Source organism: Inquilinus sp. CA228, assembly GCF_052078665.1.
Lineage (GTDB): Bacteria > Pseudomonadota > Alphaproteobacteria > DSM-16000 > Inquilinaceae > Inquilinus.
Genome location: NZ_JBQJIK010000028.1, coordinates 45,957 through 70,097 on the forward strand (window position 1 = coordinate 45,957; position 24,141 = coordinate 70,097).

24 protein-coding genes are annotated in these 24,141 nt (G+C 69.3%); 12 read left to right on the top strand and 12 right to left on the bottom strand.

Features of this window, described 5'->3' with window-relative positions; translation table 11 throughout:
• Positions 1-10 precede the first annotated feature (10 nt).
• Positions 11-733: a hypothetical protein gene (locus tag ACTOWL_RS15890; protein WP_441322221.1), complete on the bottom strand. Its 723-nt coding sequence runs from the start codon at positions 731-733 to the stop codon at positions 11-13.
• 189 nt (positions 734-922) lie between these two features.
• On the opposite strand from ACTOWL_RS15890, the gene ACTOWL_RS15895 reads away from it, so the two are divergent.
• From ACTOWL_RS15895 to mak, 4 genes are all read left to right on the top strand, one after another.
• Positions 923-1,927, top strand: coding sequence for a lysophospholipid acyltransferase family protein (locus ACTOWL_RS15895; RefSeq protein WP_441322222.1), 1,005 nt, complete (start codon positions 923-925; stop codon positions 1,925-1,927).
• Positions 1,928-2,014: 87 nt separating this feature from the next.
• On the top strand, positions 2,015-4,030 hold the full coding sequence (gene thrS / locus ACTOWL_RS15900) for a threonine--tRNA ligase (protein WP_441322223.1): 2,016 nt from the start codon (positions 2,015-2,017) through the stop codon (positions 4,028-4,030).
• Positions 4,031-4,070: 40 nt separating this feature from the next.
• On the top strand, positions 4,071-4,559 hold the full coding sequence (infC, locus tag ACTOWL_RS15905; protein WP_342234985.1) for a translation initiation factor IF-3: 489 nt from the start codon (positions 4,071-4,073) through the stop codon (positions 4,557-4,559).
• A gap of 80 nt (positions 4,560-4,639) precedes the next feature.
• Complete coding sequence (gene mak / locus ACTOWL_RS15910) at positions 4,640-5,545, top strand: fructokinase (protein WP_441322224.1); 906 nt, start codon at positions 4,640-4,642, stop codon at positions 5,543-5,545.
• Positions 5,546-5,548: 3 nt separating this feature from the next.
• Here the strand turns inward: mak and ACTOWL_RS15915 are convergent, their stop codons facing one another.
• Entirely contained in the window at positions 5,549-6,013 is a 465-nt protein-coding gene (locus ACTOWL_RS15915; RefSeq protein ID WP_441322225.1) for a Rid family hydrolase, read from the bottom strand.
• A gap of 210 nt (positions 6,014-6,223) precedes the next feature.
• On the opposite strand from ACTOWL_RS15915, the gene ACTOWL_RS15920 reads away from it, so the two are divergent.
• Positions 6,224-6,994: an adenylate/guanylate cyclase domain-containing protein gene (locus tag ACTOWL_RS15920; RefSeq protein ID WP_441322226.1), complete on the top strand. Its 771-nt coding sequence runs from the start codon at positions 6,224-6,226 to the stop codon at positions 6,992-6,994.
• Between the two features lie 6 nt (positions 6,995-7,000).
• Here the strand turns inward: ACTOWL_RS15920 and ACTOWL_RS15925 are convergent, their stop codons facing one another.
• The 4 genes from ACTOWL_RS15925 to amaB form a co-directional block, all read right to left on the bottom strand.
• Positions 7,001-7,795 (bottom strand): ABC transporter ATP-binding protein, encoded by a 795-nt coding sequence (locus ACTOWL_RS15925; protein ID WP_441322227.1) that lies wholly within the window; start codon positions 7,793-7,795, stop codon positions 7,001-7,003.
• 1 nt (position 7,796) lies between these two features.
• Positions 7,797-8,717 carry an ABC transporter permease gene (locus ACTOWL_RS15930; protein WP_441322228.1) on the bottom strand — a complete coding sequence of 307 codons (921 nt, stop codon included), beginning with the start codon at positions 8,715-8,717 and terminating at the stop codon, positions 7,797-7,799.
• A 152-nt stretch (positions 8,718-8,869) separates the two neighbouring features.
• Complete coding sequence (locus tag ACTOWL_RS15935; protein WP_441322229.1) at positions 8,870-9,835, bottom strand: ABC transporter substrate-binding protein; 966 nt, start codon at positions 9,833-9,835, stop codon at positions 8,870-8,872.
• A gap of 136 nt (positions 9,836-9,971) precedes the next feature.
• A complete protein-coding gene (amaB, locus tag ACTOWL_RS15940) occupies positions 9,972-11,474 on the bottom strand; it encodes an L-piperidine-6-carboxylate dehydrogenase (RefSeq protein WP_441322230.1) in 1,503 nt (500 codons plus the stop codon).
• A gap of 187 nt (positions 11,475-11,661) precedes the next feature.
• Between amaB and ACTOWL_RS15945 the strand changes: the two genes are divergently transcribed.
• Complete coding sequence (locus ACTOWL_RS15945) at positions 11,662-12,360, top strand: iron-containing redox enzyme family protein (RefSeq protein WP_441322231.1); 699 nt, start codon at positions 11,662-11,664, stop codon at positions 12,358-12,360.
• Positions 12,361-12,438: 78 nt separating this feature from the next.
• Positions 12,439-13,248, top strand: a complete 810-nt coding sequence (locus tag ACTOWL_RS15950; protein WP_441322232.1) for a class I SAM-dependent methyltransferase — start codon at positions 12,439-12,441, stop codon at positions 13,246-13,248.
• A 59-nt stretch (positions 13,249-13,307) separates the two neighbouring features.
• Here ACTOWL_RS15950 and minE read toward each other — a convergent pair whose 3' ends face one another.
• The 6 genes from minE to ACTOWL_RS15980 all read right to left on the bottom strand — a co-directional run bounded on the left by minE (position 13,308) and on the right by ACTOWL_RS15980 (position 17,180).
• Complete coding sequence (minE, locus tag ACTOWL_RS15955; RefSeq protein ID WP_441322233.1) at positions 13,308-13,586, bottom strand: cell division topological specificity factor MinE; 279 nt, start codon at positions 13,584-13,586, stop codon at positions 13,308-13,310.
• Positions 13,583-14,398: a septum site-determining protein MinD gene (gene minD / locus ACTOWL_RS15960; protein WP_441322234.1), complete on the bottom strand. Its 816-nt coding sequence runs from the start codon at positions 14,396-14,398 to the stop codon at positions 13,583-13,585. The genes minE and minD overlap by 4 nt, the downstream gene beginning before the upstream one ends.
• 23 nt (positions 14,399-14,421) lie before the next feature.
• Positions 14,422-15,138, bottom strand: coding sequence for a septum site-determining protein MinC (gene minC, locus ACTOWL_RS15965; RefSeq protein ID WP_441322235.1), 717 nt, complete (start codon positions 15,136-15,138; stop codon positions 14,422-14,424).
• Between the two features lie 294 nt (positions 15,139-15,432).
• Complete coding sequence (locus ACTOWL_RS15970) at positions 15,433-16,134, bottom strand: RluA family pseudouridine synthase (RefSeq protein WP_441322236.1); 702 nt, start codon at positions 16,132-16,134, stop codon at positions 15,433-15,435.
• A 156-nt stretch (positions 16,135-16,290) separates the two neighbouring features.
• A complete protein-coding gene (locus tag ACTOWL_RS15975; protein ID WP_441322237.1) occupies positions 16,291-16,518 on the bottom strand; it encodes a hypothetical protein in 228 nt (75 codons plus the stop codon).
• 77 nt (positions 16,519-16,595) lie between these two features.
• A complete protein-coding gene (locus tag ACTOWL_RS15980) occupies positions 16,596-17,180 on the bottom strand; it encodes a histidine phosphatase family protein (RefSeq protein ID WP_441322238.1) in 585 nt (194 codons plus the stop codon).
• A gap of 117 nt (positions 17,181-17,297) precedes the next feature.
• Between ACTOWL_RS15980 and ACTOWL_RS15985 the strand changes: the two genes are divergently transcribed.
• The 5 genes from ACTOWL_RS15985 to ACTOWL_RS16005 all read left to right on the top strand — a co-directional run bounded on the left by ACTOWL_RS15985 (position 17,298) and on the right by ACTOWL_RS16005 (position 24,140).
• The gene (locus tag ACTOWL_RS15985) at positions 17,298-18,176 is read left to right on the top strand and encodes a polyphosphate kinase 2 family protein (protein ID WP_441322239.1); all 879 of its coding nucleotides are present in this window, start codon (positions 17,298-17,300) and stop codon (positions 18,174-18,176) included.
• Positions 18,177-18,183: 7 nt separating this feature from the next.
• Positions 18,184-19,443 (top strand): FAD-dependent oxidoreductase, encoded by a 1,260-nt coding sequence (locus tag ACTOWL_RS15990; RefSeq protein WP_441322240.1) that lies wholly within the window; start codon positions 18,184-18,186, stop codon positions 19,441-19,443.
• A gap of 47 nt (positions 19,444-19,490) precedes the next feature.
• Positions 19,491-21,812 carry a glycoside hydrolase gene (locus tag ACTOWL_RS15995; protein WP_441322258.1) on the top strand — a complete coding sequence of 774 codons (2,322 nt, stop codon included), beginning with the start codon at positions 19,491-19,493 and terminating at the stop codon, positions 21,810-21,812.
• A gap of 91 nt (positions 21,813-21,903) precedes the next feature.
• Positions 21,904-23,493 (top strand): ABC transporter substrate-binding protein, encoded by a 1,590-nt coding sequence (locus ACTOWL_RS16000; RefSeq protein WP_441322241.1) that lies wholly within the window; start codon positions 21,904-21,906, stop codon positions 23,491-23,493.
• 116 nt (positions 23,494-23,609) lie between these two features.
• Complete coding sequence (locus ACTOWL_RS16005; protein WP_441322242.1) at positions 23,610-24,140, top strand: REP-associated tyrosine transposase; 531 nt, start codon at positions 23,610-23,612, stop codon at positions 24,138-24,140.
• Position 24,141: the final 1 nt, after the last annotated feature.

Below are 24,141 nucleotides of genomic sequence, written 5' to 3' on the forward strand. Positions count from 1 at the left end.
GGACGGTCTCTCAACCCCAGTGCTCGGCCACCCAGGGGGTGGGGCGCACATGCTTGGACCAGCGCCCCGGCCAATGGCCGCTGATCGCGTATTCCGGCTTCGGGTCGCCGTGGAACACCACGATCCGGGCCCCGTCCGGGCGGCGCGGGGTCATGAACCAGTTGAACAGGCCGAACGGGCCGCCGGGCATGCAGTGCTTCTTGAAGCTCACGCACCAGGCGTCCGGCCACCACGTGATCTCGCCGATGTGGTCGGAGACATAGGTCTGCGAATTGCGGTAGCGGGCGAAGATCTGGCGGTGGTTGGCGACCAGGTTGTCCAGCACGTCCTGATGCGCCCCGATCTCGAACCGGTAGACCGAGGTGTTGCCGACACGGCGGTCCGGATGGGTCCAGTTGTGGATCACGCAAAACCGGCCCGGATGGTCGAAGAGCGGGTCCAGGCTGTCGACGATGACGATGTCGAGGTCGAGGAACAGCGTCGGCCCCTCCAGGTCGCCGAGCGGCTGGCCGAACAGCGTCACCTTGCGCCAGGGCAGGTTGCGGTGCGGCTCCGGCACCTGCAGCACCGGCATCGGGAAGTGCTCGACATCGGGGTCGAGGCCGGTCGGGTCGTCGGTGAAGCACACGAAACGGTGCCGCCGCGCCAAGTTGCGGCTGACCATCGACTTCAGCCGATTGACGTATTCCGGCCCGTATTTCGGGCCCCATTTCGCGCAGATGACGTTGACCATCGGGGAGTGTTTCCGTTCGCTTGACCGCCGGGTTAGCATGCGGGTCCGGTCCGGCTCAAGCGACGTGCCGCCGCGCCCGGCGGACCGGCCGTCTTCGCATGGCTCCCACCGCCCGCCGCGAACTTGCCTTTTTCCAGCAACATTCCCAAATTTTCGCGTTGAGCGAATCCCGATCCCCGATTTCCTCCGATGAGCGGACTGCGCGACAGACTGAACCCCTTGCGGAAGGCATGGCCCCGCCTGGTCCGGAGCTATGTCATCCATCCGCTGCAGGCGGCCCTGGTCTACGTCGTCTACGGGCTGCTGCGCTGCATGCCGATCGACGTCGCCTCGAATTTCGGCTCCTGGGCGGCGCGGACCATCGGCATGCGGATCGGCGCCACCCGGCACGGCGACCGCAACCTGCAGCTGGTGATGCCGGAGCTGACGGCGGCGCAGCGGCGCGCGATCCTCACCGGCATGTGGGACAATCTCGGCCGGGTGATGGGCGAATATCCGCATCTGCCGGCGCTCGGCCGGGCGGAGGCACGACGGGCCGACCGGATCACCGTCGAGGGTGTCGAGCACTACGAGGCCGCGCGGGCCGGCGGCCGGCCGGTGATCATGGCGCTGGCCCACTACGGCAATTGGGAGGCCGGCCCGATCGTCGCCACCCGGCATGGCGCCCCCCTGGCCATCTTCGTGCGGCCGCTGAACAACCGGCTGGTCGACCGCCTGGTCCGCGGCACACGCCTGTCGCTGGGGTCCGAGCTGCTGGAGAAGCGCATGGCCGGCAACGACGCCCGCCGGGCGCTCGGCATCCTGCGCAACGGCGGGGTGTTGGGGGTGATGGTCGACCAGCGCTACACCGGCGGGCTGAAGGTGCCGTTCCTCGGCCAGGACGCCCTGACCTCGCCGGCGGCGGTCGAGATGGCTTACCACTTCAACTGCGCCCTGCTGCCGATGCGGGTGGAGCGCACCCGTGGCGCCCGCTACCGCGCGGTGATCGAGCCGCCGCTCGGCATCCCCCGCACCGGTGACCGCAAGGCCGATGTGGAGCAGGGGGTGATCCGGCTGAACCGGGTGGTCGAGGGCTGGATCCGCGCCCGGCCCGAGCAGTGGCTGTGGCTGCACAAGCGCTGGCGCCTGACCCCGAAGCGGCCGATCAAGCCGCCGCGGGTGATGCGCCAGTCGTCGCCATCGCAGGCCGCATGAGCATCCTGCTGCCCGGGCCGCTTGACAGGCCTTCCTCGACCCTTACAGTGCCTCGCCCTCTCCGGACGAAAGAACGTGGATAGACTCATGGCCGAGCTGTCGAGCCCTGGCGGCATCGCCATCACCCTGCCCGACGGCGCGGTCCGCCGCTTCGACCGCCCGATGTCGGGCGCCGACATCGCCGGCGACATCTCCAAGAGCCTGGCCAAGGCGGCGATCGCTCTGACCATCGACGGCAAGCTGTCGGACCTGTCGACCGTGGTCGACCGGGACGCGAAGATCGGCATCGTCACCCGCAGCTCGCCCGAGGCGCTGGAGCTGATCCGGCACGACGCCGCGCATGTCATGGCGGAGGCGGTGCAGGAGCTGTATCCCGGCACCCAGGTGACGATCGGCCCGGCGATCGAGAACGGCTTCTACTACGACTTCGCCCGCGACGAGCCGTTCACGCCCGACGATCTCGCGACGATCGAGGCGAAGATGCGCCAGATCATCGGCCGCAACGCCCCCTTCACCCGCGAGGTGTGGGACCGCAACCAGGCGATCGAGTTCTTCAAGGCCAAGGGCGAGAAGTACAAGGCCGAGATCATCGAGGACCTGCCGGAGAGCGAGCCGATCTCGGTCTACCGCCAGGGCGATTGGCTGGACCTGTGCCGCGGCCCGCACATGCCGACCACCGGCGGGGTCGGGCAGGGCTTCAAGCTGACCAAGGTGGCCGGCGCCTATTGGCGCGGCGACCACCGCAACGCCATGCTGCAGCGGATCTACGGCACCGCCTGGCGTGACCAGAAGGAGCTCGACGCCCATCTGCACCAGCTGGAGGAGGCGGAGCGCCGCGACCACCGCAAGCTGGGCCGCGAGATGGACCTGTTCCATCTGCAGGAGGAGGCGGCCGGCAGCGTGTTCTGGCACCCGAAGGGCTGGACCCTGTTCCGCACACTCGAATCCTACATCCGGGCGAAGTTGGATGCCGCCGACTACCAGGAGGTGCGCACGCCGCAGCTGGTCGATTCCAGCCTGTTCAAGGCGTCCGGCCACTGGGACATGTATGGCGACAACATGTTCAAGGTGGCGATCGGCCAGAAGGAGGACGGCTCGCCGGAGCGGATGTACGGCATCAAGCCGATGAACTGCCCCTGCCATGTGCAGATCTACAAGCAGGGCATCGTCAGCTATCGCGACCTGCCGATCCGGATGGCGGAGTTCGGCTGCTGCCACCGCAACGAGGCTTCGGGCGCATTGCACGGGCTGATGCGCGTGCGCCAGATGACCCAGGACGATGCCCATATCTTCTGCACCGAGGACCAGGTGACGGAGGAGGCGAGGCGCTTCTGCGAGCTCCTGGAGGAGGTCTATGACGACCTCGGCTTCGACGACGTCTCGGTCAAGCTGGCGACCCGGCCGGAGGTTCGCGCCGGCACCGACGCGATCTGGGACAAGGCCGAGAAGGGCCTGGCCGACGCGGTGACCGCGGCCGGCTGGGAGTTCGAATACTCGCCGGGCGAGGGTGCCTTCTACGGCCCGAAGCTGGAGTTCCACCTGAAGGATGCGATCGGCCGGTCGTGGCAGTGCGGCACGCTGCAGCTTGACTTCGTGCTGCCGGAGCGGCTGGACGCCACCTATGTCGGCGAGGACGGGGCCAGGCACCGGCCGGTGATGCTGCACCGGGCGATCCTGGGCTCGCTGGAGCGCTTCATCGCCATCCTGATCGAGAACTATGCCGGCAAGCTGCCGCTGTGGCTGGCGCCGGTCCAGGCGGTGGTCACGACCATCACCGGCGAGGCCGACGGCTACGCGCAGGAGGTGCATGCGGCGCTGCTCGCCGCCGGCATCCGCGCCGAGATCGACCTGCGCAACGAGAAGATCAACTACAAGGTCCGCGAGCACAGCCTGAAGAAGGTGCCGCTGATGCTGGTGGTCGGAAAACGTGAGGCGGAGAACCGGAATGTGGCGCTGCGCCGCCTGGGCGGCGAGGCGCAGGAAGTCCTTGCCCTGGGCGAGGCGCTTCATAAACTTGTGGCAGAGGCGCGATCCCCGTTGACATCTGTGAGGGGGCAGGTGCAGACGGGGTCGCAGCAATTGACGGAGGCTATCCATAGCTAGACTACCAACGAATGCCCTGCCGACCCGCGACGGGCCCAGGGTGAACCGCGAGATCGATTCGGCGCAGGTGCGGCTGGTCGGTGCGGATGGCGAGATGATCGGGGTCGTGCCCCTGCGCGAGGCCCTGTGGGCCGCGGAGCAGGCCGGGCTGGACCTTGTCGAGATCTCGCCGAATGCCGAGCCGCCGGTCTGCAAGATTCTCGATTACGGCAAGTTCAAATTCGAAGCGCAGAAGAAGAAGAACGAGGCGCGGAAACGGCAAAAGGTCATCGATGTCAAGGAGATCAAACTCCGCCCGAACATCGACGACAATGACTATAATGTGAAGATGCGCAGCGCGCGGCGCTTCCTCGAGGAGGGCGACAAGGTCAAGGTGACCATGCGCTTCCGCGGGCGAGAGTTGGCGCACCAGGAGATCGGCATGAACGTGCTGGTCAAGGTGCGCGACGAGCTGCAGGACCTGTCGAAGGTCGAGCAGATGCCGAAGATGGAAGGCCGGCAGATGATCATGGTGCTCGCGGCGAAGTAGCCGCGGGCACATGCGGACGGTGCGGTCCTGCACCCGGGTGCAGGGCCCTTTTCTTGGCTTGATGGCGGGCGGAGGCGGGTATGCGGATCGGCGTCGATCTCGGAGGCACGAAGATCGAGGCGATCGCCTTGGACGATGCCGGGACGGAGCTGCACCGCCAGCGCATCCCGACGCCGCGCCACTATGACGGCACGGTCCAGGCGATCCGCGACCTCGTCGGCGCGGTCGAATCCGCGGTGGGCGAGCGCGGCACGGTCGGCGTCGGCATGCCCGGCGTGCTGTCGCCGCAGACCGGCCTGGTCAAGAACGCCAACTCCACCTGGCTGAACGGCAAGCCCTTCGACAAGGACCTCAGCGCCGCCCTCGGCCGCGAGGTGCGCTGCGAGAACGACGCCAACTGCCTGGCGGTGTCGGAGGCGACCGATGGTGCCGCGGCCGGCAAGGGGCTGGTCTTCGCCGTGATCATCGGCACCGGCACCGGCGCCGGCATCGCCGTCAACGGCCGCGCCCATCGCGGCGGCAACGGCGTGGGCGGCGAATGGGGCCACAACCAGCTGCCCTGGGCGACGCCCGAGGAGCTGCCGGGCCCGGACTGCTACTGCGGCAAGCAGGGCTGCCTCGAGACCTGGATCTCCGGCACCGGCTTCGGCAAGGACCATGTCCGGGCGACCGGGCAGCAGATCTCCACGCATGAGGTGGTGTCGCGGGCCGAGGCGGGCGACCCGATCGCCTCGGCCACGCTGGAGCGCTACATCAGCCGGCTGACCCGCGGCCTGGCCCATGTCGTCAACCTGCTCGACCCCGACGCCATCGTGCTCGGCGGCGGCATGTCGAACGTCGCGCGGCTCTATGACGAGGTGCCGCGCCGCCTGCCGCCGATCGTGTTCGGCCGGGAATGCGCCACGCCGATCCTGAAGGCGAAGCACGGCGACAGCAGCGGCGTGCGCGGCGCCGCCTGGCTGTGGCGGCAGGGCGAGGTCGGCTGACCGCTACCGGCCGTCCTGCGATCCCAGCGGCGCGAAGGCGGTCGCCTTGATCTCGACCAGCCCGCCATCCGGGTTCAGCTCCGCCACCGCCAGTTCGACCGCGGCGGGGTAGGGGGCGGCGAAGAACTCGTCCCGCACCGCCGCGATCGCCGCCAGCTGTCCGGCCTTGCCCAGCGCCAGCCGACCGCTGCCGAACACATGGAACATCTGCAGCTCGACCACGTCCTCGAGGCGCGCGTCGCAGGCGTGCAGCAGCCGTTCGATCTGCCGGAAGACCCGGCGCAGCTCCTCGCGAAAGCCCTCCGCGTCCAGGGGCTGCGGCTGCCGGCTGCAGGCGACGATGCCCGAGAGAAAGACGAAATCCCCAGCCCGGCGCGCCGGCGCGTAGTGGAACTGGTCGACATCGGCCTGCAGCTCGGCCGGGATTGCCACCATGCCGGTGCGGGTGGCGACGCTGCGGATGTCCATCATCAATCTCTATTTTGTAATCGACGATACAGAATTTCTGTCGGAGACCGGCCGGACGGTCAAGCCATTTATGGAATGCTGATTACAGAATTGGCGATCGCCCTCGGAGATCGCAACATCTGTTCATGTTCATGGAATGTTCATGGGGGTCTCGCGGTGCGGCGCGCAGTGCAGTATGATCCGCCCCCCTGACTCGCCGCGAGACCGTCCATGTCCCCGCCGGAACGCCGCCTGACCGCCATCCTTTGCGCCGACGTGGTCGGCTATTCCCGGCTGGTCGGGCGCGACGAGACCGGCACGCTGGCCCGGCTCGACCAGGCCCGCGGGATCCTGCGGACGGCGATCGAAGGGCAGGGCGGCCGCGTCTTCAACCTGGCGGGCGACGGGCTGCTGGCCGAGTTCCCCAGCGCGCTCGCCGCGGTGCAGGCCGCGATCGCGGCCCAGGACAGGCTCGGCGTCTGGGCCTCGGACCAGCCCGAGGACGACCGCATGCGCCTGCGCATCGGGGTTAATCTCGGCGACGTCGTGGTCAGCGGCGACGACCTGCTGGGCGACGGCGTCAACGTCGCAGCGCGGCTGCAGGAGGTCGCGGTGCCGGGCGGCATCTGCCTGTCCGGCGCGGTCTATGAGCAGGTCCGCAGCAAGATCGAGATCGGCTTTGCCGATCTCGGTCCGCGGTCGATGAAGAACATCGCCGACCCGGTGCGGGTCTATGCGCTGCGGATCGGGCCGGATGCGCACCGGGTGGAGGCGGCTTCGCCTTCGGCCGCGGCGCCGGGTCGATACTCGCCCTTCGAGAGCCTCCGCCGCCGGGTCCTGGGCGCGCTCGTCGTCGTCGCCGTGCTGCTGGTCATCAACCTGATGACCAACCCCTACGACCTCTGGGTCCAGTGGCCGGCGCTCGGGCTCGGCATCGCGGTGCTCATGCCGGTCATCCGCCACCTGCTCTGGGGCCGGCCGCTCGACGCCGACGGCAAGTAGCAGACCTCAAGCCAGCAGCAAGGCGTCGTCGTCGAGCTGCTCGCCGCGGACCTTGCTGAACAGCTTCAGCAGGTCCGGCACGTCCAGGCCGCTGCGGTCGTCATTGGCGACGTCGAAGGCGATCCGGCCCTCATGCAGCATCACCGTGCGGCTGCCGTGGTCGAGGGCGTGGCGCATCGAATGGGTCACCATCAGCGCCGTCAGCCGCTGCTCCTCGATGATCTGGCAGGTGAGCCGCAGCACGAAATCCGCGGTGCGGGGGTCGAGCGCCGCGGTGTGCTCGTCCAGCAGCAGGATCTTCATCCCGGCCAGCGTCGCCATCAGCAGGCTGACCGCCTGGCGCTGGCCGCCGGACAACAGGCCCATGGAATCGCCCAGCCGGTTCTCCAGCCCCAGCCCCAGCACCGCCAGCTTGTCGCGGAACACCGCGCGGCGCGGCCCGTCGAGCGAGGCGGCGAGGCCGCGGGCCCGGCCGCGGGCATGGGCCAGGGCCATGTTCTCCTCGATCGACAGGGCCTCGCAGGTGCCGGCCATCGGGTCCTGGAACACCCGGGCGACCAAGCCGGCCCGCTTCGGCGCCGGCCAGCGGGTGACGTCGACGCCGTCGATCTCGACCCGGCCGCGCTCCGCCGGCGCGTCACCGCTCAGCACGTTCAAGAGGGTCGACTTGCCGGCGCCGTTCGAGCCGATGACGGTGAGGAACTCGCCGGTCGGAATGGTCAGGTCGAGGCCGCGCAGGGCGCGGTTCTCAAGCGGCGTGCCGCGGCCGAAGGTGACGTGAACGTCCTGGACCTTGATCATCTCAGGCGCTCCGCCGGAACAGGGTCTTCAAGGGATTGCGGACGCCCGGCAGCATCAGTGCGATGCCGACCAGCACGGCGGTCACCAGGTTGAGGTCCGAGGATTGCAGCCCGAGCCAGCTGGTGTTCAGCGCCAGCGCGATGGCGATGCGGTACAGGACGGCGCCGACCACGCAGGCCAGCAGCATCAGCACGATCGAGCGGGTGCGGAAGATGGTCTCGCCCAGGATCACCGCGGCGAGGCCGCTGACGATGGTGCCGGTGCCGACGGTGACGTCGGCGAAGCCGGCGGTCTGGGCGAACAGGGCGCCGGCCAGCGCCACCAGCGCGTTCGACAGCGCCATGCCGACATAGATGTGCAGCTTGGTCGAGATACCCTGCGCCCGCGCCATCCGCGGGTTGGCGCCGGTGGCGCGCATGGCCAGGCCGAATTCCGAGGTCAGGAAGCGGCCGAGGGCGAGGCCGACGATCAGCACGATGATGGCCAGCACCACCACCTTCAGCGTCGCCCGAGCGGGCAAGCCGAGGCCTTCGATCACCGGCGACAGCCAGGCGAACAGGCCGATCACCGTGTCCTGGTTGATCAGGGCGACGTTCGGCTTGCCCATGATGCGCAGGTTGATCGAGAACAGCGCGATCATGGTCAGGATGCTGGCCAGGAGGTGCAGGATGCCGAAGCGGACGTGGAGCCAGGCGGTGACGAGGCCGGCCAAGGCACCCGCCGCGACCCCGACCAGCGTCGCCGGCACCGGGTCGAGGCCGGCGACGATCAGGGTGGCGGTGGTGGCGGCCCCCAGCGGGAAGCTGCCGTCGACGGTCAGATCGGGAAAGTTCAGCACCCGGAAGGACAGGAACACCCCGAGCGCGACGAGGGCAAAGATCAGCCCGATTTCGATCGCGCCGAGAAAGGCGAACAGACTCATCAACACGTCCTGCGGGGCGGCCGGCGGCGGCCGCGGAAACGAGAAGGTCCCGATATACGGGCTCCGTCCGGATCTGTCATGTCCGGACGGCCGCATCGGGGCGCATGACCGAAAGCCCCCCTCCCGAGGGCGGGAGAGGGGGCTCCGGACGCTTACTCGATCACCTTCTTGGCGCGGCTCAGCACCGCTTGCGGGACGGTGACGCCCATCGCCGCGGCCGATTTCGTGTTCACGAACAGGTCGGTGCCGCTGGCGTTCTTGACCGCGATGTCGCCGGGCTTCTCGCCCTTCAGCACCCGGGCCACGACCGCGCCGGTCTGGCGGCCGACCTCGAAATAGTCGAAGCCGACCGAGGCGATGGCGCCGCGAACGACGCTGTCGGTGTCGCCGGAGAACACCGGGATCTTGTTCTCGGTGCCGACCGCGATCACGGCCTCGAGCGCCGAGACCACGGTGTTGTCGGTCGGGACGTAGATCACGTCGACCTTGCCGACCAGGCTCTGCGCCGCGCCCTGGACGTCGGCCGACTTGGCCGCGGCGGCGGTGACGATCTCGACCTTCCACTCCGGCGCCATCTCCTGCAGCGCCGAGATCAGCGCCGCCGCATTGGCCTCGCCCGGGTTGTAGGGCACGCCGATGGTCTTCACCGTCGGCACGATCTCCTTGATCAGGTTCAGGTGGTCGGCCAGCGGCGACAGGTCGGAGATGCCGGTGACGTTGCCGCCCGGATGCTCCAGGTTCTTCACCAGTTGGGCGCCCATCGGGTCGGTGACCGCGGTGAACACCACCGGGATGTCCTGGGTCGCCGCGACCACGGCCTGGGCCGAGGGGGTGGCGATCGGCACGATCACATTCGGATTCTCGCCGATGAATTTCTGGGCGATCTGGGCCGCCGTGGCCGGGTTGCCCTGGGCCGATTCATACTGGAAGACGAGGTTGTCGCCGTCCTTGTAGCCGGCTTCCTCCAGCGCCTTCTTGACGCCGTCGCGCGCGGCGTCGAGGGCCGGGTGCTCGACGATCGCGGTGACGGCGACCGTGACCTTGTCGGCAGCGACGGCCGCCGAGGACAGCAGCGCCAGCGCCGCGCCCGCCGCCAATGCCAAACGGCTGATATGCATGAACATCCCCCCGTGTTTGGTGCCCCGGCTGACGTCGCCGGGCGTCTGTTGCGCATTAGCGCAGGCGGCCGGGGACCCGTCAAGGAACCGCCGCCCGCCTGCGTTTTGTCGGAGTTTTTGCCGTCGTCTCGGCGGCTTAACCGAGGTCGAAGACGATGCCCTGGGCCAGCGGCAGCTCGCGGCTGTAGTTCACCGTCGCGGTCTGCCGGCGCATATAGGCCTTCCAGGCGTCGGAGCCGCTCTCGCGCCCGCCGCCGGTCTCCTTCTCGCCGCCGAAGGCGCCGCCGATCTCGGCGCCCGAGGTGCCGATGTTGACATTGGCGATGCCGCAGTCGCTGCCCGCCGCCGACAGGAAGGTCTCGGCCTCGCGCACATCGGTGGTGAAGATGCAGGAGGACAGGCCCTGCGGCACGTCGTTGTGCTGCATCAGCGCCTGGCCGAACTCCCGGTACTTCATGACGTAGAGGATCGGCGCGAAGGTCTCGTGCTTGACGATGTCGCTCTGCGCCGGCATCTCGGCGATCGCCGGGCTGACATAGTAGCCGGCCTGCGGCACGCCGACCGTGACCCGCGCGCCGCCGGTGACGGTGCCGCCCTGGTCGCGCGCAGCGGCCAGCGCCTTCTGCATTCCGTCGAAGGCCGCCTGGTCGATCAGCGGCCCGACCAGCGTGCCCTGCTCCAGCGGGCTGCCGATGCGGACGGCGCCATAGGCCTGCTTCAGCGCCGGCAGCAGCTTGTCATAGACGCTGTCATGCACGAACAGGCGGCGCAGCGAGGTGCAGCGCTGGCCGGCGGTGCCGACGGCGCCGAACAGGATGGCCCGGACCGCCATATCGAGATCGGCCGACGGGCAGACGATCATGGCGTTGTTGCCGCCGAGCTCCAGCAGCGAGCGGCCCAGGCGCTGCGCGACGCGCGGACCGACCTGGCGGCCCATGCGGGTCGACCCGGTGGCCGAGATCAGCGGCACCTTCGGGCTGTCGACCAGCGTCTCGCCGATCTCGCGGCCGCCGATCAGGATCTCGGCCAGGCCGTCCGGCACGCCGCCGAAACGCTCGGCCGCCTTGCGGAAGATCGCCATGGTGGCGAGCGCGGTGACCGGGGTCTTCTCCGACGGCTTCCAGATCACCGGGTTGCCGCAGACGAAGGCCAGCGCCGCGTTCCAGGACCACACCGCGACCGGGAAGTTGAAGGCGGAGATGACGCCGACCGGGCCCAGCGGATGCCAGGTCTCGGCCATGCGGTGGCCCGGCCGCTCCGACGCGATGGTCAGGCCGTAGAGCTGGCGGGAGAGGCCGACCGCGAAGTCGCAGATGTCGATCATCTCCTGCACTTCGCCCAGGCCTTCCTGGAGGATCTTGCCGGCCTCGATCGAGGCCAGCCGCCCCAGCTCGGCCTTGTGGGCGCGCAGCTCCTCGCCGAGCAGGCGCACCAGCTCGCCGCGGCGCGGGCCGGGCACAGTGCGCCAGTTCAGGAAGGCATTGGACGCGCGCTCGATCGCGGCGTCGGCATCTGCTTCGGTATGCTCGCGCAGGCGGGCGATCTCGGCGCCGTCGACCGGCGACCGGACGACCAGCGTGCCGCCGGTCAGGGCGTCGGGGTCCAGCCCGAGGCCGCGGATCAGATCGTGCAGCTCCATGAAACACAACTCCGGAGAACTTGAGCGCCGAAGGCGCTGATGGGCGGCATTCGTATCGTTGCGCGGTCCGCGGGGCAAGCGCAGCGGCGGCGGGTAGGGCTGGCGGGATGCACCACCAAAAATGGTATTGCCTTTCCTATAAAATAGTATTTATGTTTTGTTCGTATCCTGAAAATGGTGGTTCGGAATGGGCGCGACATTCCTCGATGTGCTTCATGCCGAGGCGGTGGCCATGGTCGTTGCGGTGCGGCAGACCCGCAGCGCCCGCAGCCTGCTCGACGGCTCGGCCGGGATCGCGACCTATGCCAACACCCTGCGCGAGGCCTATCACTACCAGCACGCGCTGCAGCCGGCCCTGGCGCTGGCGGCGGAGCGGATGCTGGATCACGGCCGGCACATGCCGCTGGCGCTGGTGCTGCAGGAGAAGGCGAGGGAGGTGGCGGGGCTGGATCTCCGGGTTCTGGACGACCTCGAGGCGCTCGGCTTCAGCCGGGCGGATGTGGCCACCTCGGTGCCGGCGCCGCCGACCCAGGCCTGGATCGCCTGGTTCGGGTTCCTCGGCCGCAGCGACCATCCTGCCGGCTTCCTCGGCATCGCCTATCTGCTCGAATACCTCGCCGCCACCTGTGCCGGGACGGCGGTCGACGGCCTGCTGCGGACGGCGCGGATCGCCGGCATCCGCCGGGCGCTCAGCTTCCTGCGCAACCGCGTCGAGGCGCGGGAGGGCCATGTGCGGACGCTGGCCACGGCCCTGCCGGCGCTCGACGATCCGGCGGAGATCGACGCGGTCCTGACCTCGGCCCGGGTGACCCGGACGCTCTATGCCGGCATGCTCCGCGCCGTCGACGGCATGTCGGCGATGCCGGCGCGCCGGGCGGTGGGCTGATCCGGGGCGCGGTTGTCGGATCGCTGCAGCTTTTGGTAGAAGCCGTGGCCGACCAAGAGCGGGCGAGGGGAGGATCCGATGCACGAGGGCGTTGCGCTCAACCGGACGAACTGGGACGAGCGGGTGGCAGTGCATCTCCGCTCCGCCTTCTACAATGTCGACGGCTTCCGCCGCGGCGAGACCGATCTCGGGCCGATCGAGGCGGCGGAGATCGGCGACATCGCCGGGCTGCGCCTGGCCCATCTGCAGTGCCATTTCGGCATGGACACGATGTACCTCGCCCGGCGCGGCGCGCGGGTCACCGGGCTCGACTTCTCCGCCAACGCGATCGCCGCCGCCCGCACTCTGGCGGCCGAGACCGGCAGCAGCGCCGAGTTCGTCGAAGGCGATCTCCATGACGCGCCGCGCCTGCTCGGCGAGGGCCTCTACGACCTGGTCTTCACCAGCTGGGGCACGATCATCTGGCTGCCCGACATCGTCCGCTGGGCGCAGGTGGTGGCGGCGCTGCTCAAGCCCGGCGGGCGGCTCTATTTCCTTGACGGCCATCCGGCGGCGCGGGCGCTGGACCAGGCCGGCGCGGACGCGCCGCTGGTGCCGAGCTACGCCTATTTCCGCGACGCGCCGATCGAGTTCGAGGGGCAGGGCAGCTACGCCGATCGCGACGCCGTCTTCACCCACACCCGCTCGGTCGAATGGGACCATCCGCTCGGTGCCGTCGTCGGCGCGCTGCTGGCGGCCGGGCTGCGGCTGACGGCGCTGCGCGAGCATGACGCCGCCGCCTGGCAGATGTGGCCGTGCCTGGTGCCGGGGGCGGACGGGTTGTGGCGGATGCCGGCGGACCGGCCGAACCTGCCGCTCAGCCTCACCATCGAGGCGGTGAAGGGCTGAGGCGTGCCGTTGATATGTCCCCGGGGCCTCCGCATCGCCCCGTGGGACAGGTCAGCGCGTCAGCCCCGCGCGGCGATCCGGGCAGGGCCTGCCGGGGTCGGGATCTCGATGTCGACCTCCAGTGTCGACACGGAACTGCCGCGGTCGAGCTTGACCTGCACCTTCTCGCGGTCGATCTCGATGTGCTTGGCGATCACCGCCAGGATCTCCTCCTGCAGGATCGCCACCAGGTCGGAGCGTCCGCCGATCACCGACCGCTCATGCGCCAGCAGGATCTGCAGCCGCTCCCGCGCCACCGGGGCGGAGTTGCGCTTGGTGAAGAAGCTGAACAGGCTCATGCGACCCTCCGGCCGAACAGCTTGGCGAAGATCCCCTTCTTGTCGCTCGGCACCGTCATCTCGAGGATCTCGCCCTTCAGGCGCTTCGCCGCATCCATATAGGCCCGGGCCGGGGCGCTCAGCGGGGCGTTGAGGGTGACCGGCGCGCCCATGTTCGAAGCCCGCAGCACCTCCTCGCTCTCCGGGATGATGCCGAGCAGCGGGATCGACAGGATCTCCAGCACATCCTCGGTCTTCAGCATCTCGCCGCGCTCGGCCCGCACCGGGTCGTAGCGGGTCAGCAGCAGGTGCTTCTCGACCCGCTCGCCCCTCTCGGCTCGCTCGGTCTTGGAATCGAGCAGACCGATGATCCGGTCGGAATCGCGGACTGAGGAGACCTCGGGGTTGGTCACCACCACCGCCATGTCGGCATGGCGCATCGCCAGCACGGCGCCCTTCTCGATGCCGGCCGGGCTGTCGCAGATCACCCAGTCGAACTTCTCCTTCAGTTCGCCGATGACGCGCGACACGCCCTCCATGGTCAGGGCGTCCTTGTCTCGGGTCTGCGACGCCGCCAGCAGCGACAGGGTGTCGATGCGCTTGTCGCGGATCAGCGCCTGCGGCAGCTTGGCGTCGCCCTGGACGACGTTGATCAGGTCGTACACGACCCGCCGCTCCGACCCCATCACCAGGTCCAGGTTGCGCAGGCCGACGTCGAAGTCGACCACCACGACATTCTGCCCGCTCTGGGCCAAGGCCGCGCCCAGCGCCGCGGTGGAGGTCGTCTTGCCGACCCCGCCTTTTCCGGATGTCACGACCAAGACCTTGGCCATACTTGCCGCTCTCCTCTTTTGTCTCAGTCCAGGGCCGCCAGAACCATGGCGTCGCCGTCCAGCCAAGCCTGCACCGCCCTGCCGCGCAGCTTCGGCTCCATGTCGTCCGCGGTCTTGTAGAGACCGTCGATGGCCAGCAGCTCGGCCTCCAGCTTGCGGCAGAAGATCCGGGCGCGGCCGTTGCCGGAGGAGCCCGCGATCGCCCGGCCGCGCAGCGTGCCGTACACGTGGATCGACCCGCCGGCGATGATCTCGGCGCCCGAGGCGACCGACCCCACGACCGTGACGTCGCCCTCCGGGAAGATCACCGACTGGCCGGAGCGCACCGGCCGGTCCAGCAGCAGCGACGCGGCGGGCCGCGCCTCGGCCGACGGCGCCACGGCCTGGGCGCCGTCCGGCACCTCGATCAGCCCGGCGGGGCGGCTGCCGGTCATCAGCGGCGGCAGGCCCCAGGCCTCGGAGCCGAGCCAGGCCGGGTCGGCGCCTTCGATCCCGATCAGGCGGATGTCGCGCCGCTGCAGGTCCTCGATCAGCGCCGCCAGGTCCTGCTTGCGCATCGGCAGGGCCGACAGGTCGACCACCACCGGGCGGCCCTGGAAGAACGCCGGCGAGCGCTGGATCTGGGCGTCGAGCTCGGTGAGCCAGTCGGTGATCGGCGGTTCCGGCGCCAGGACGAGCGCCATGAAGGAGCGACCACGGAAGCGGATGGCGGGGCGGGTGGTGCGGGCTGCTGTTGTCACGGTCAGGGGCGTAGCCGGGCGCGATCCGGCCGTCAACAAAGGGGTTCGCGACCATTCAACCCGGTTCGATCCGGATATGCAACAGGTTGTGGTTCCCAGCGGCCTCAGCCGCCATGTGTTGTGTCGTGGTCGCTTCTATCCCGCCCGGTTTGCAAAGCTTTCACCGCCCGGGCCGTCGGCGGAGTCGCCTCGCCGAGTCCCGGCGCGGAGATCCTCGGGAGACAGCAAACGAGCGGGAGCGCCGGGCGACTCGGAGCTGACGGGCGATGTGTCGGCCGCAATCGCGGCGGACGATCAATCGGCAGCGCCGGCGCCGAAGCGGCGCAGGGTCTCGGCCAGATGGGACGGCGGCGGCGCCTTGGCGGCGACCGGCGGCTTCTGCGGGTAGAGGGGCACCGACACGGCGCGGGCGTGCAGGTGCAGCGGCGGGGCCTCCGGCCCGCGGCCGGCGGTGCCGTAGATCGCGTCACCCAGGATCGGGAAGCCGGAGGCGGAGCAGTGCAGCCGCAGCTGGTGGGTGCGGCCGGTCCACGGCCGCAGCTCCAGCCAGGCCAGGCCCTCGGCGCGGCCCAGCACGCGGAACTCGCTCTGCGCCGGCTGGCCGGCGGGGTCGACCTTCATCCACCAGCCGCGCTGCGCCGACCGCTTGGCCAGCGGCAGGTCGATGCGGCCCTCATCCGCGGCCGGGCCGCCCTCGACCACCGCCCAGTAGGTCTTCGCCACCCGGCCGGAGGCGAACAACTCGCCCAGCGTCGCCGTCGCCTTGCGGTGCCGGCCCAGCACCAGGCAGCCGCTGGTGTCCTTGTCGAGCCGATGGGCGAGGGCGGGTGGGTGCGGCAGGCCGAAGCGCAGCGCGTCGAGATGGTGGTCCAGCACCGGCCCGCCCTTCGGCCCGGCATGCACCGGCAGCCCGGCCGGCTTGTCGAGGATCAGCATCAGCCCGTCCCGGTACAGCAGGCGGGCCAGGATCTCGTCATCGGTCGGCGCGGCGATCATCCCGGCGTCATCGCACCGGGGCGGCCCGAAGGCAACAGTGGGTTGGGTCGGACGGAAGAGATGACCTTAGGTTCGCCCGATATAGATCTGATATTGCTGAAATAGAGAGCCCCCGCCATACGGGTGGCGGGGGCTCGCTCCGGTTCAGGTCAGCGGTCAGTGATGGTGCCGGTCCCGCCGCCAGTCATGCGCCACGCGGGCCTCGCAGCTGTTGCGCGCCTTGTGGGAGTGGATGTGGCCGCAGGCCGCCTGCTGCCGGTGCTGCAAGGTCTCCCGCTGCCGGTGGCTGTCATAGGGCGCGGCCTGGGCCGACGCGAAGGTCGCCGGCACGGTGATGATCACGGCGGTCGCGAGCAGGAAGATACGCGTGAACTTCGAAATCATTTGAAGCCTGTGTGCGAAGTCATGCCTGACTGGCATGAACACTTCACGCGGCGGCTGCCGGGTTCCGTCGCGCCCGGCTACGACGGGTCGATGCTGCGCCACCCGTGCAGCAGCCGGCGATCCTCCGCCGTGAAGGCGTAGTGGTGGCCGCCCCGGCCCGCGGGCTGGTCGGCCGCGCGGCTGATCGGCCGGCCCTGCAGCTGGCACAGCAGCAGCGTGCCGACGCCGCCATGCGAGACGATGGCGATGTCGCCCTCCGCCGGCGCCTGGCGCAGAACCTCGTCGACGGCGGCAACGATGCGGCGCTGGGCGTCGGCGGCGCGCTCCCAGCCACGCACGCTTTCCTGCGGCCGCGCGAAGAAGGTGTCGGCCATCGCCTCGAACTCGAGCTTCGGCAGATAACCGGTTGAGGAGCGGTCGTTTTCGCCGAGATACTCGATCTCCGTCACCGGCAGGCCCAGGGCCTCGGCGAGGATTGCCGCGCCGTCCCGGGCCTTGCGCTCCGTGCTGCAGAACAGGCTGCGCAGCCGCGACGCCCAGGGCTGGTCCAGCACCGCCCGCATGCGCTCGCGGCCACGCTCCGACAGCGGCCAGTCCGGCACCGGGACCGCCGGGTCGATCAGCACGTCGGGATGGGTGATGAAATGGACGTGCCGGGCCATGCAGACCTCGCTGCGGAAGGGGCGGCATCATCTCCGATTTGCCAGACCGGTGAAATTCCTGCATCGATCGTTATGCATCGCGCCGCCTCGGCGCGCATCGATCGGGGAGGGGAACGAATGGTCAAGCTGGGCAAGCTGGCGAAGCGGTACCGGATCGAGGACGGCGACGGCTTCCGCCTGAAGGAATGGGACCCGGCGGACACCGCCTGGCTGGACGACAAGGCGGTGGCGCAGGCGGCGCTGGCCCAGAGCGTCGCCAAGCTGGCGGAGATGCAGGACAAGCTCTACGCCCAGGACCGCTGGTCGGTGCTGCTGATCTTCCAAGCGATGGACGCGGCGGGCAAGGACAGCACCATCAAGCACGTGATGTCCGGCGTGAACCCGCAGGGCTGCCAGGTCACCTCCTTCAAGCAGCCCTCGACGGAGGAGCTGGACCACGACTTCATGTGGCGCACCACCCGGCACCTGCCGGAGCGCGGGCGGATCGGCATCTTCAACCGCTCCTATTACGAGGAGGTGCTGGTGGTCCGCGTGCACCCCACCATCCTGGGCAGCCAGCACCTGCCGCCGAAGCTGGTGACCAAGAAGATCTGGAAGGAGCGGTTCGAGGACATCAACGCCTTCGAGCGCTATCTGGCCCGCAACGGCACGCTGGTGCTGAAGTTCTTCCTCAACGTCTCGAGGGAGGAGCAGAAGAAGCGCTTCCTGGAGCGGCTGGACGAGCCGGAGAAGCACTGGAAGTTCCAGTCCTCGGACGTGGCGGAGCGCCAGCTGTGGCCCGACTACATGAAGGCCTATGAGGAGATGATCCGGGCCACCGCCACGCCGCACGCGCCCTGGCATGTGGTGCCGGCCGACAGCAAATGGTTCACCCGCCTGGCGGTCGCCACCGCCATCGTCGACGCGGTGGAGGGGCTGGACCTCGCCTATCCCAAGGTCGAGGCGGAGCAGGCCGACAAGCTGCAGGCCGCCCGGGCGGCGCTGGAGAACGAATAGCCTCATCGTGACCGACCCTCTGTCGATCGCCGTCTGCGGCTGCGGCCCGGCCGGGCTGGCCGCCGCCTGCTTCCTGCACGATGCCGGCCACCGGGTGCGGCTGCTCGAACGCGTCCCGGAGCCGCGGCCGATCGGCGCCGGGCTGATGCTGCAGCCCGCCGGCCTGGCCGCGCTGGGGCGGATCGGCGCGCTCGACGCCGCCCTGGCCTACGGCCAGCCGATCGACGGGCTGTACGCCCGGTCCGCGCCGTCGGGCCGGGTGGTGTTCGACCTGAGCTATGCCGCGGTCGATCCGGCCCTGCACGGCCTGGCGATCCACCGCGCCGCGATCTTCCACGCGCTGTGGCAGGCCGTGGCCGCGCGGCGGATTCCGATCGAGAGCGGCGTCGAGATCATCGCCCTGTCGGCCGGCACCGATGATCGGCCGTGCCCGGTCACCAAGGACGGCCGTCGTCTCGACGCGGCCGACCTCGTGGTCGACGCCACCGGGTCCGGCTCGGCGCTGCGGCCGCTCGGCGGCAGTCCGGTGCGGCCGCGCCCCTATGCCTATGGCGCGGTCTGGGCCACCGTTCCGGCGGCGGGGCTGCGGCCGGACCGGCTGGAGCAGCGTTTCCGCAGCGCGCGGGAGATGATCGGCCTGCTTCCGGTCGGCCGCGTGCCCGGCGACGACACGCCGAAGGCGATCCTGTTCTGGAGCCTGAAGGTGGCGGATCATCCGGCGCTCCTGGCCGCCGGGATCGAGCCGTGGCGGCGGCGGGTGCTGGATCTGTGGCCGGAGATCGCGCCGGTCATCGCCGGCATCGCCGACCCGGCCCAGCTGACGTTGGCCCGCTATGCCCAGACCACCCTCCGGCGTCCCTATGGGGACCGCATCGCCTTCATCGGCGACGCCGCCCATTCCACCAGCCCGCAGCTCGGCGCCGGGGTGACGATGGCGATGCTGGACGGGGCGGCCCTGGCCGATGCGCTGGCCGGGGCCGCGACGATCCCGGAGGCACTGGCGGCCTATGCCGCGCGGCGGCGCCGGCATGTCCGCTTCTACCAGCGCATGAGCGCGCTGCTGACCCCGGCCTTCCAGTCCGACAACCGCTGGATCGGCGGCCTGCGCGACCTGACCTTCCATCCGTCGACACGGCTGCCCTGGCTGAAGCGCCGGATGATGCAGACCTTCGCCGGCCTCTCGATCGGCCCCTTCGCCGCCGCGACACCTGCCAGCTTGGCGGGAGTGTCGGACAGGATTTCTGATCGTGTTCTTGATGTTGGATGATATTATTATCAATCCAGTGTACAAGATTCCTGATGTGATAGGTGAGCATGGTTGAGCGGATGATCGACGTCATGCCGCGGGCGGCACTCGCCATGGTCACGCTGCTGCTGGGCGTCCTGCCCGGTTTCGCCCTGGCGGATGACGCGGTGGTCCTCGCGGCTCCGGCAGGGACGTTCCGGATCGACCCGGCGACGCTGGCGGTGTCGTTCCGCCCTGCCGGCGAGGACGAGGCGGCGCTGGCCGCCCCGGCCATCGACCCGGGACAGGTGACGGACCGGACCGGCGCTGGCTGGCGCCTGGTCTCGGGCGACGACGCCTTCACGGTCGAGGCCGGCGTACAGGGCGAGGCGCTGCGCCTGTCGATCCGCTCCGACCGGCCGGCGACCCTGGCCTGGCCGCAGACCGCCGACCCGGCGGCGATCACCGCCTATGCCATGCCCTTCGGCGAGGGCAGCTACATCCCGGCCGATGATCCCGCCTGGCTCGACTGGCTGACCCGGCGCTACGAGCCCGCCGGCCTGACCGAGCAGCTGTCGATGCCGTTCTGGACCGAGCTGCGCGCCGGCCTCTCCATCACCTGGCTGGTCGAGACGCCGTTCAACACCTGGTTCGCCATCGTCGAAGACTCCGGTCGGCCGCGACCGGTGCTGGCGCACGACTTCACCCGCCTGGCGCCGGGCTCGCCCTATGTCGTCCGCATCGTGCCGGGGCCGGCCGACCCGCTGGCGGGGGCCCGCGCCTATCGGACCTGGCTGCAGGCCAGCGGCGGCTTCGTCTCGCTGGCGGAGAAGATTGCGGCCGTGCCGGATATCGCCCGGCTCGGCGGCGCCCCGCACATCTATCTCTGGGGCAAGGGGCCGCTGAAGCCGGAGGATTTGCTGCAATGGCGCAGCTTCGTTCGGCTGGTCCAGCAGAAGAAGGATGATCCCGGCCATCTCGCCGGCCGGCTGTGGCAGGCCTTCGACGCGGAGGGCCGCCAGGCCTTCGAGGATGCGTTCAGGGACGCCGCCGGCGCCGGCGGCTTCGTCTCGACCTATAGCCGGGCGGCGCTGATCCGCGCGGTCAACGACGCCCTGCGCCGGGCCGTGCCGATGGCGCCGGTCGATCCGCTGCCGGGCGGGCATGACCCCGCAGCCGAGGCCGCCTGGGCCACCGGCCCCCTGCGCATCGCTCTGACCGAGGCCTTCGGTCCGCTGCTGGCGCCGCCGGAGCGCTGGGGCGGCGGGCTGTCGCTCGACACCGTCGCGGCGCTTCAGCGGGCGGGGCTCACCCGCGCCTGGCTCGGCGTCGAGGACTGGCGCGACGCGCTGTGGCATCCCGAGGCGGTGGCCGCCGCCAAGGCCGCCGGCTACCTGGTCGGCGCCTATGACAGCTACGGCAGCGCCCATCCGCCGGACCTGGCCGAGACCTGGCCGACGGCGCAGATGGGCGCCGATCTTGCCGCCGCCGGCTATGCAGACAAGGCCGGAAAGATCGTTACCGGCTTCGCCGGCCGCGGCGTCTATGCCAGCGCGGTGGCGGCGGAGCCCTATGCCAGGCGCCGGATGGCGGCGGTGGCCAAGGCGGCGGGCCTCGACAGCCTGTTCCTCGATGTCGACGCCACCGGCCTGGTGTTCGACGACTATGCGCCGGGCCGCGAGACCAGCGAGGCGCAGGACGCCGAGGCGCGCCGCCGCCGCCTGGCCTATGCGGCGTCGCTCGGCCTAGTCGTCGGCAGCGAGGGCGGCTCCGGCCTGTTCGCGCCGCAGATCGCCTTCGCCCACGGCATGACCACCCAGCCCTTCGCCTGGATGGCGCCGGAGATGAAGGACAAGGCCTCGTCCTACTACCGCGGCAACTACTGGTCGCCGGAGATGCCGTCGCTCTACTTCAGCCCGGTCAAGCTGAAGCCGGAGATCGCGCGCGTCGTCTTCGATCCGCGCTTCCGCCTGCCGCTCTACGAGATCGCGCTGCACGACAGTGTCGTCACCACCCATCATTGGGAGTACGGCTCGCTCAAATTCTCGGACCAGCGCGAGACCACGGCGCTGCTGCAACTGCTCTACGCCGTGCCGCCGCTCTACCATCTGAACGCGGCGGTGCTGGACCGAGACCTGCCGGTGATCGCCGCCACGGACCGGGTGTTCCGGCCGCTGCACGAACGCGTCTTCACCCGGCCGATGACCGATTTCGCCGTACTGTCGCCCGACCGGCTGCTGCAGCGCTCGACCTTCGGCGACGGCACGACGGTGACGGTGAACTTCGATGCGAAGGTGCGGCCGCTGCCCGACGGCACGACGCTGCCGGCGCAGTCGGCCCGCATCACTGTGCCGGGGCAGGGGCCGCAGGTGATCGAGGCCGGGGCTCTCTTCCACTCCCCGAAGAAATAGGCGGATGCGCAAAATCGTGAGCGAATCCGCCTAGTCGGCGCCGCGAGGCCGCCCTACCATCGCCCTGCCCATCAAACAGGGGGTGCATCCAATGAGAACAATCCTGCGCGGCGCCATCGCCGCGATCCTGCTCGGCTGCGCGGCCTTGCCGGCCCGGGCCGAGACGCCGAAGGACACGCTGGTCCAGGCCTACCGGATCGACGACATCATCACGCTCGACCCGGCCGAGGTGTTCGAGTTCTCGACCAGCGAGTACATCGCCCAGGTCTACGACCGGCTGATCGCCTACAACCCCAAGGACCCGGCCCATTTCACCCCGGGCATCGCCGAAAGCTGGACGGTCTCGGACGACGGCACGACCTACAGCTTCAAGATCCGCGACGGGGTGACGTTCCAGTCCGGCAACCCGCTGACGGCGGAGGACGCGGCCTATTCGCTGCGCCGCGCCATCAAGCTGAACCTGGGGCCGGCCTTCATCATCGGCCAGTTCGGCCTGACCGCCGACACTGTCGACGGCATGGTCACGGCGCCGGATGCGCGGACGCTGGTGTTCAGGACCGACAAGGCCTATGCGCCCAGCTTCGTGCTCAACTGCCTCAGCGCCACGGTCGGCGCGGTGGTCGATGCCAAGACGGTCGAGGCGAACGCCAAGGATGGCGATTTCGGCCACGCCTGGCTGAACACCCATTCCGCCGGCTCCGGCCCCTACAAGCTCGTCGCCTGGAAGCCGAATGAGAGTTTGGTGATGGAGCGGTTCGACGGCTACTGGCAGGGCCAGCCGGGCTTCCGGCGGATCTTCTTCCGCCATGTGCCCGACCCGACCTCCCAGCTGCTGCTGCTGCAGAAGGGCGATATCGACATCGCCCGCGGCCTGACGGGGGAGCAGATCGAGTCCTTGAAGTCGAACCCGGACATCACGCTGCAGGAGGTGCCGCGCGGCGCCATCTGGTACTTGGCGATGAACACCCAGACCGAGCCGCTGAAGAAGGTCGAGGTGCGGCAGGCCCTGAAGTATCTGATCGACTACCAGGGCATGGCCGACAGCTTCATGAAGGGCCGGGCCGTGCTGCACGAGAACTTCCTGCCCAAGGGCTTCCTCGGCGCGCTCGACGACGAACCGTTCAAGCTCGACGTCGGCAAGGCCAAGCAGCTGCTGGCGCAGGGCGGCTATCCCGACGGCTTCAAGCTGACCATCGACGTCACCGACGGCTCGCCCTTCCTCGAGATGGCGCAGTCGATCCAGGCGACCTTCGCCAAGGGCGGCGTGGAGCTGCAGATCATCGCCTCGGACGACAAGCAGCAGACCAGCAAGATCCGCGCCCGCAAGCACCAGACCGCGATCGGCCGCTGGGGCCCGGACTACCAGGACCCGCACACCAACGCCCAGACCTTCGCCATGAATGTCGACAACGGCGACAACCCGCCGATGAAGACCTCGGCCTGGCGCAATGCCTGGGACATTCCGGAGCTGACCCGCGAGACCGAGGCCGCGGTGCTGGAGACCGACACCGCCAAGCGCCAGGCGATGTACGAGGATCTGCAGCGCAAGGTGCGCGACACCTCGCCCTTCGCCTTCATGTTCCAGCAGGTCGAGGTGGTCGCCGCGCGCAAGGACGTCCAGGGCCTGGTCTGGGGCCCGGGGACGGAGAACGACTTCTTCTGGCAGGGGAAGAAGGAGTAGAGAAAATATCGTTGGGTTCACTAGCGTGAACCCAACCTACATATCCTGACGTAGGTTGGGTTCGCGCTAGCGAACCCAACATCTTTCCGCAACCGTGCTGTCCGAAGTTCTTTGCTGTGGACTACCGACGAGCATACCGCCCCGGCGCCACCTATTTCTTCACGCTGGTCACCGAGGCGCGACGACCTATTCTCGTGGCACATCTCGACAGTCTCCGCGATGCGTTTCGCGTAACTCGAAAACGCCATCCCTTCGAGATCGACGCGATCGTCGTGCTTCCCGACCATTTGCACGCGGTCTGGACTTTGCCGGAAGGCGACAGCGACTTTTCACTTCGGTGGCGGGAGATCAAACGGCGTTACACTCAGAGCTTGCCGTCATCTGCGCACGGCGCTCGCTCGCCATCACGGGAACGCAAAGGCGAGCGGGCAATCTGGCAACGCCGCTTCTGGGAACATCTTGTCAGAGACGAAGACGATTTTGCCGCCCATGTGGACTACGTGCACTTCAATCCGGTAAAGCACGGTCTGGTGACCGAGGTCTATGACTGGCCACACTCCAGCTTTCATCGCTATGTTCGATTGGGCTGGTATCCGCCGAGATGGGGAAGCGGTCTCAATATCCCGGAAACGGCGGGGCGGGAATAAA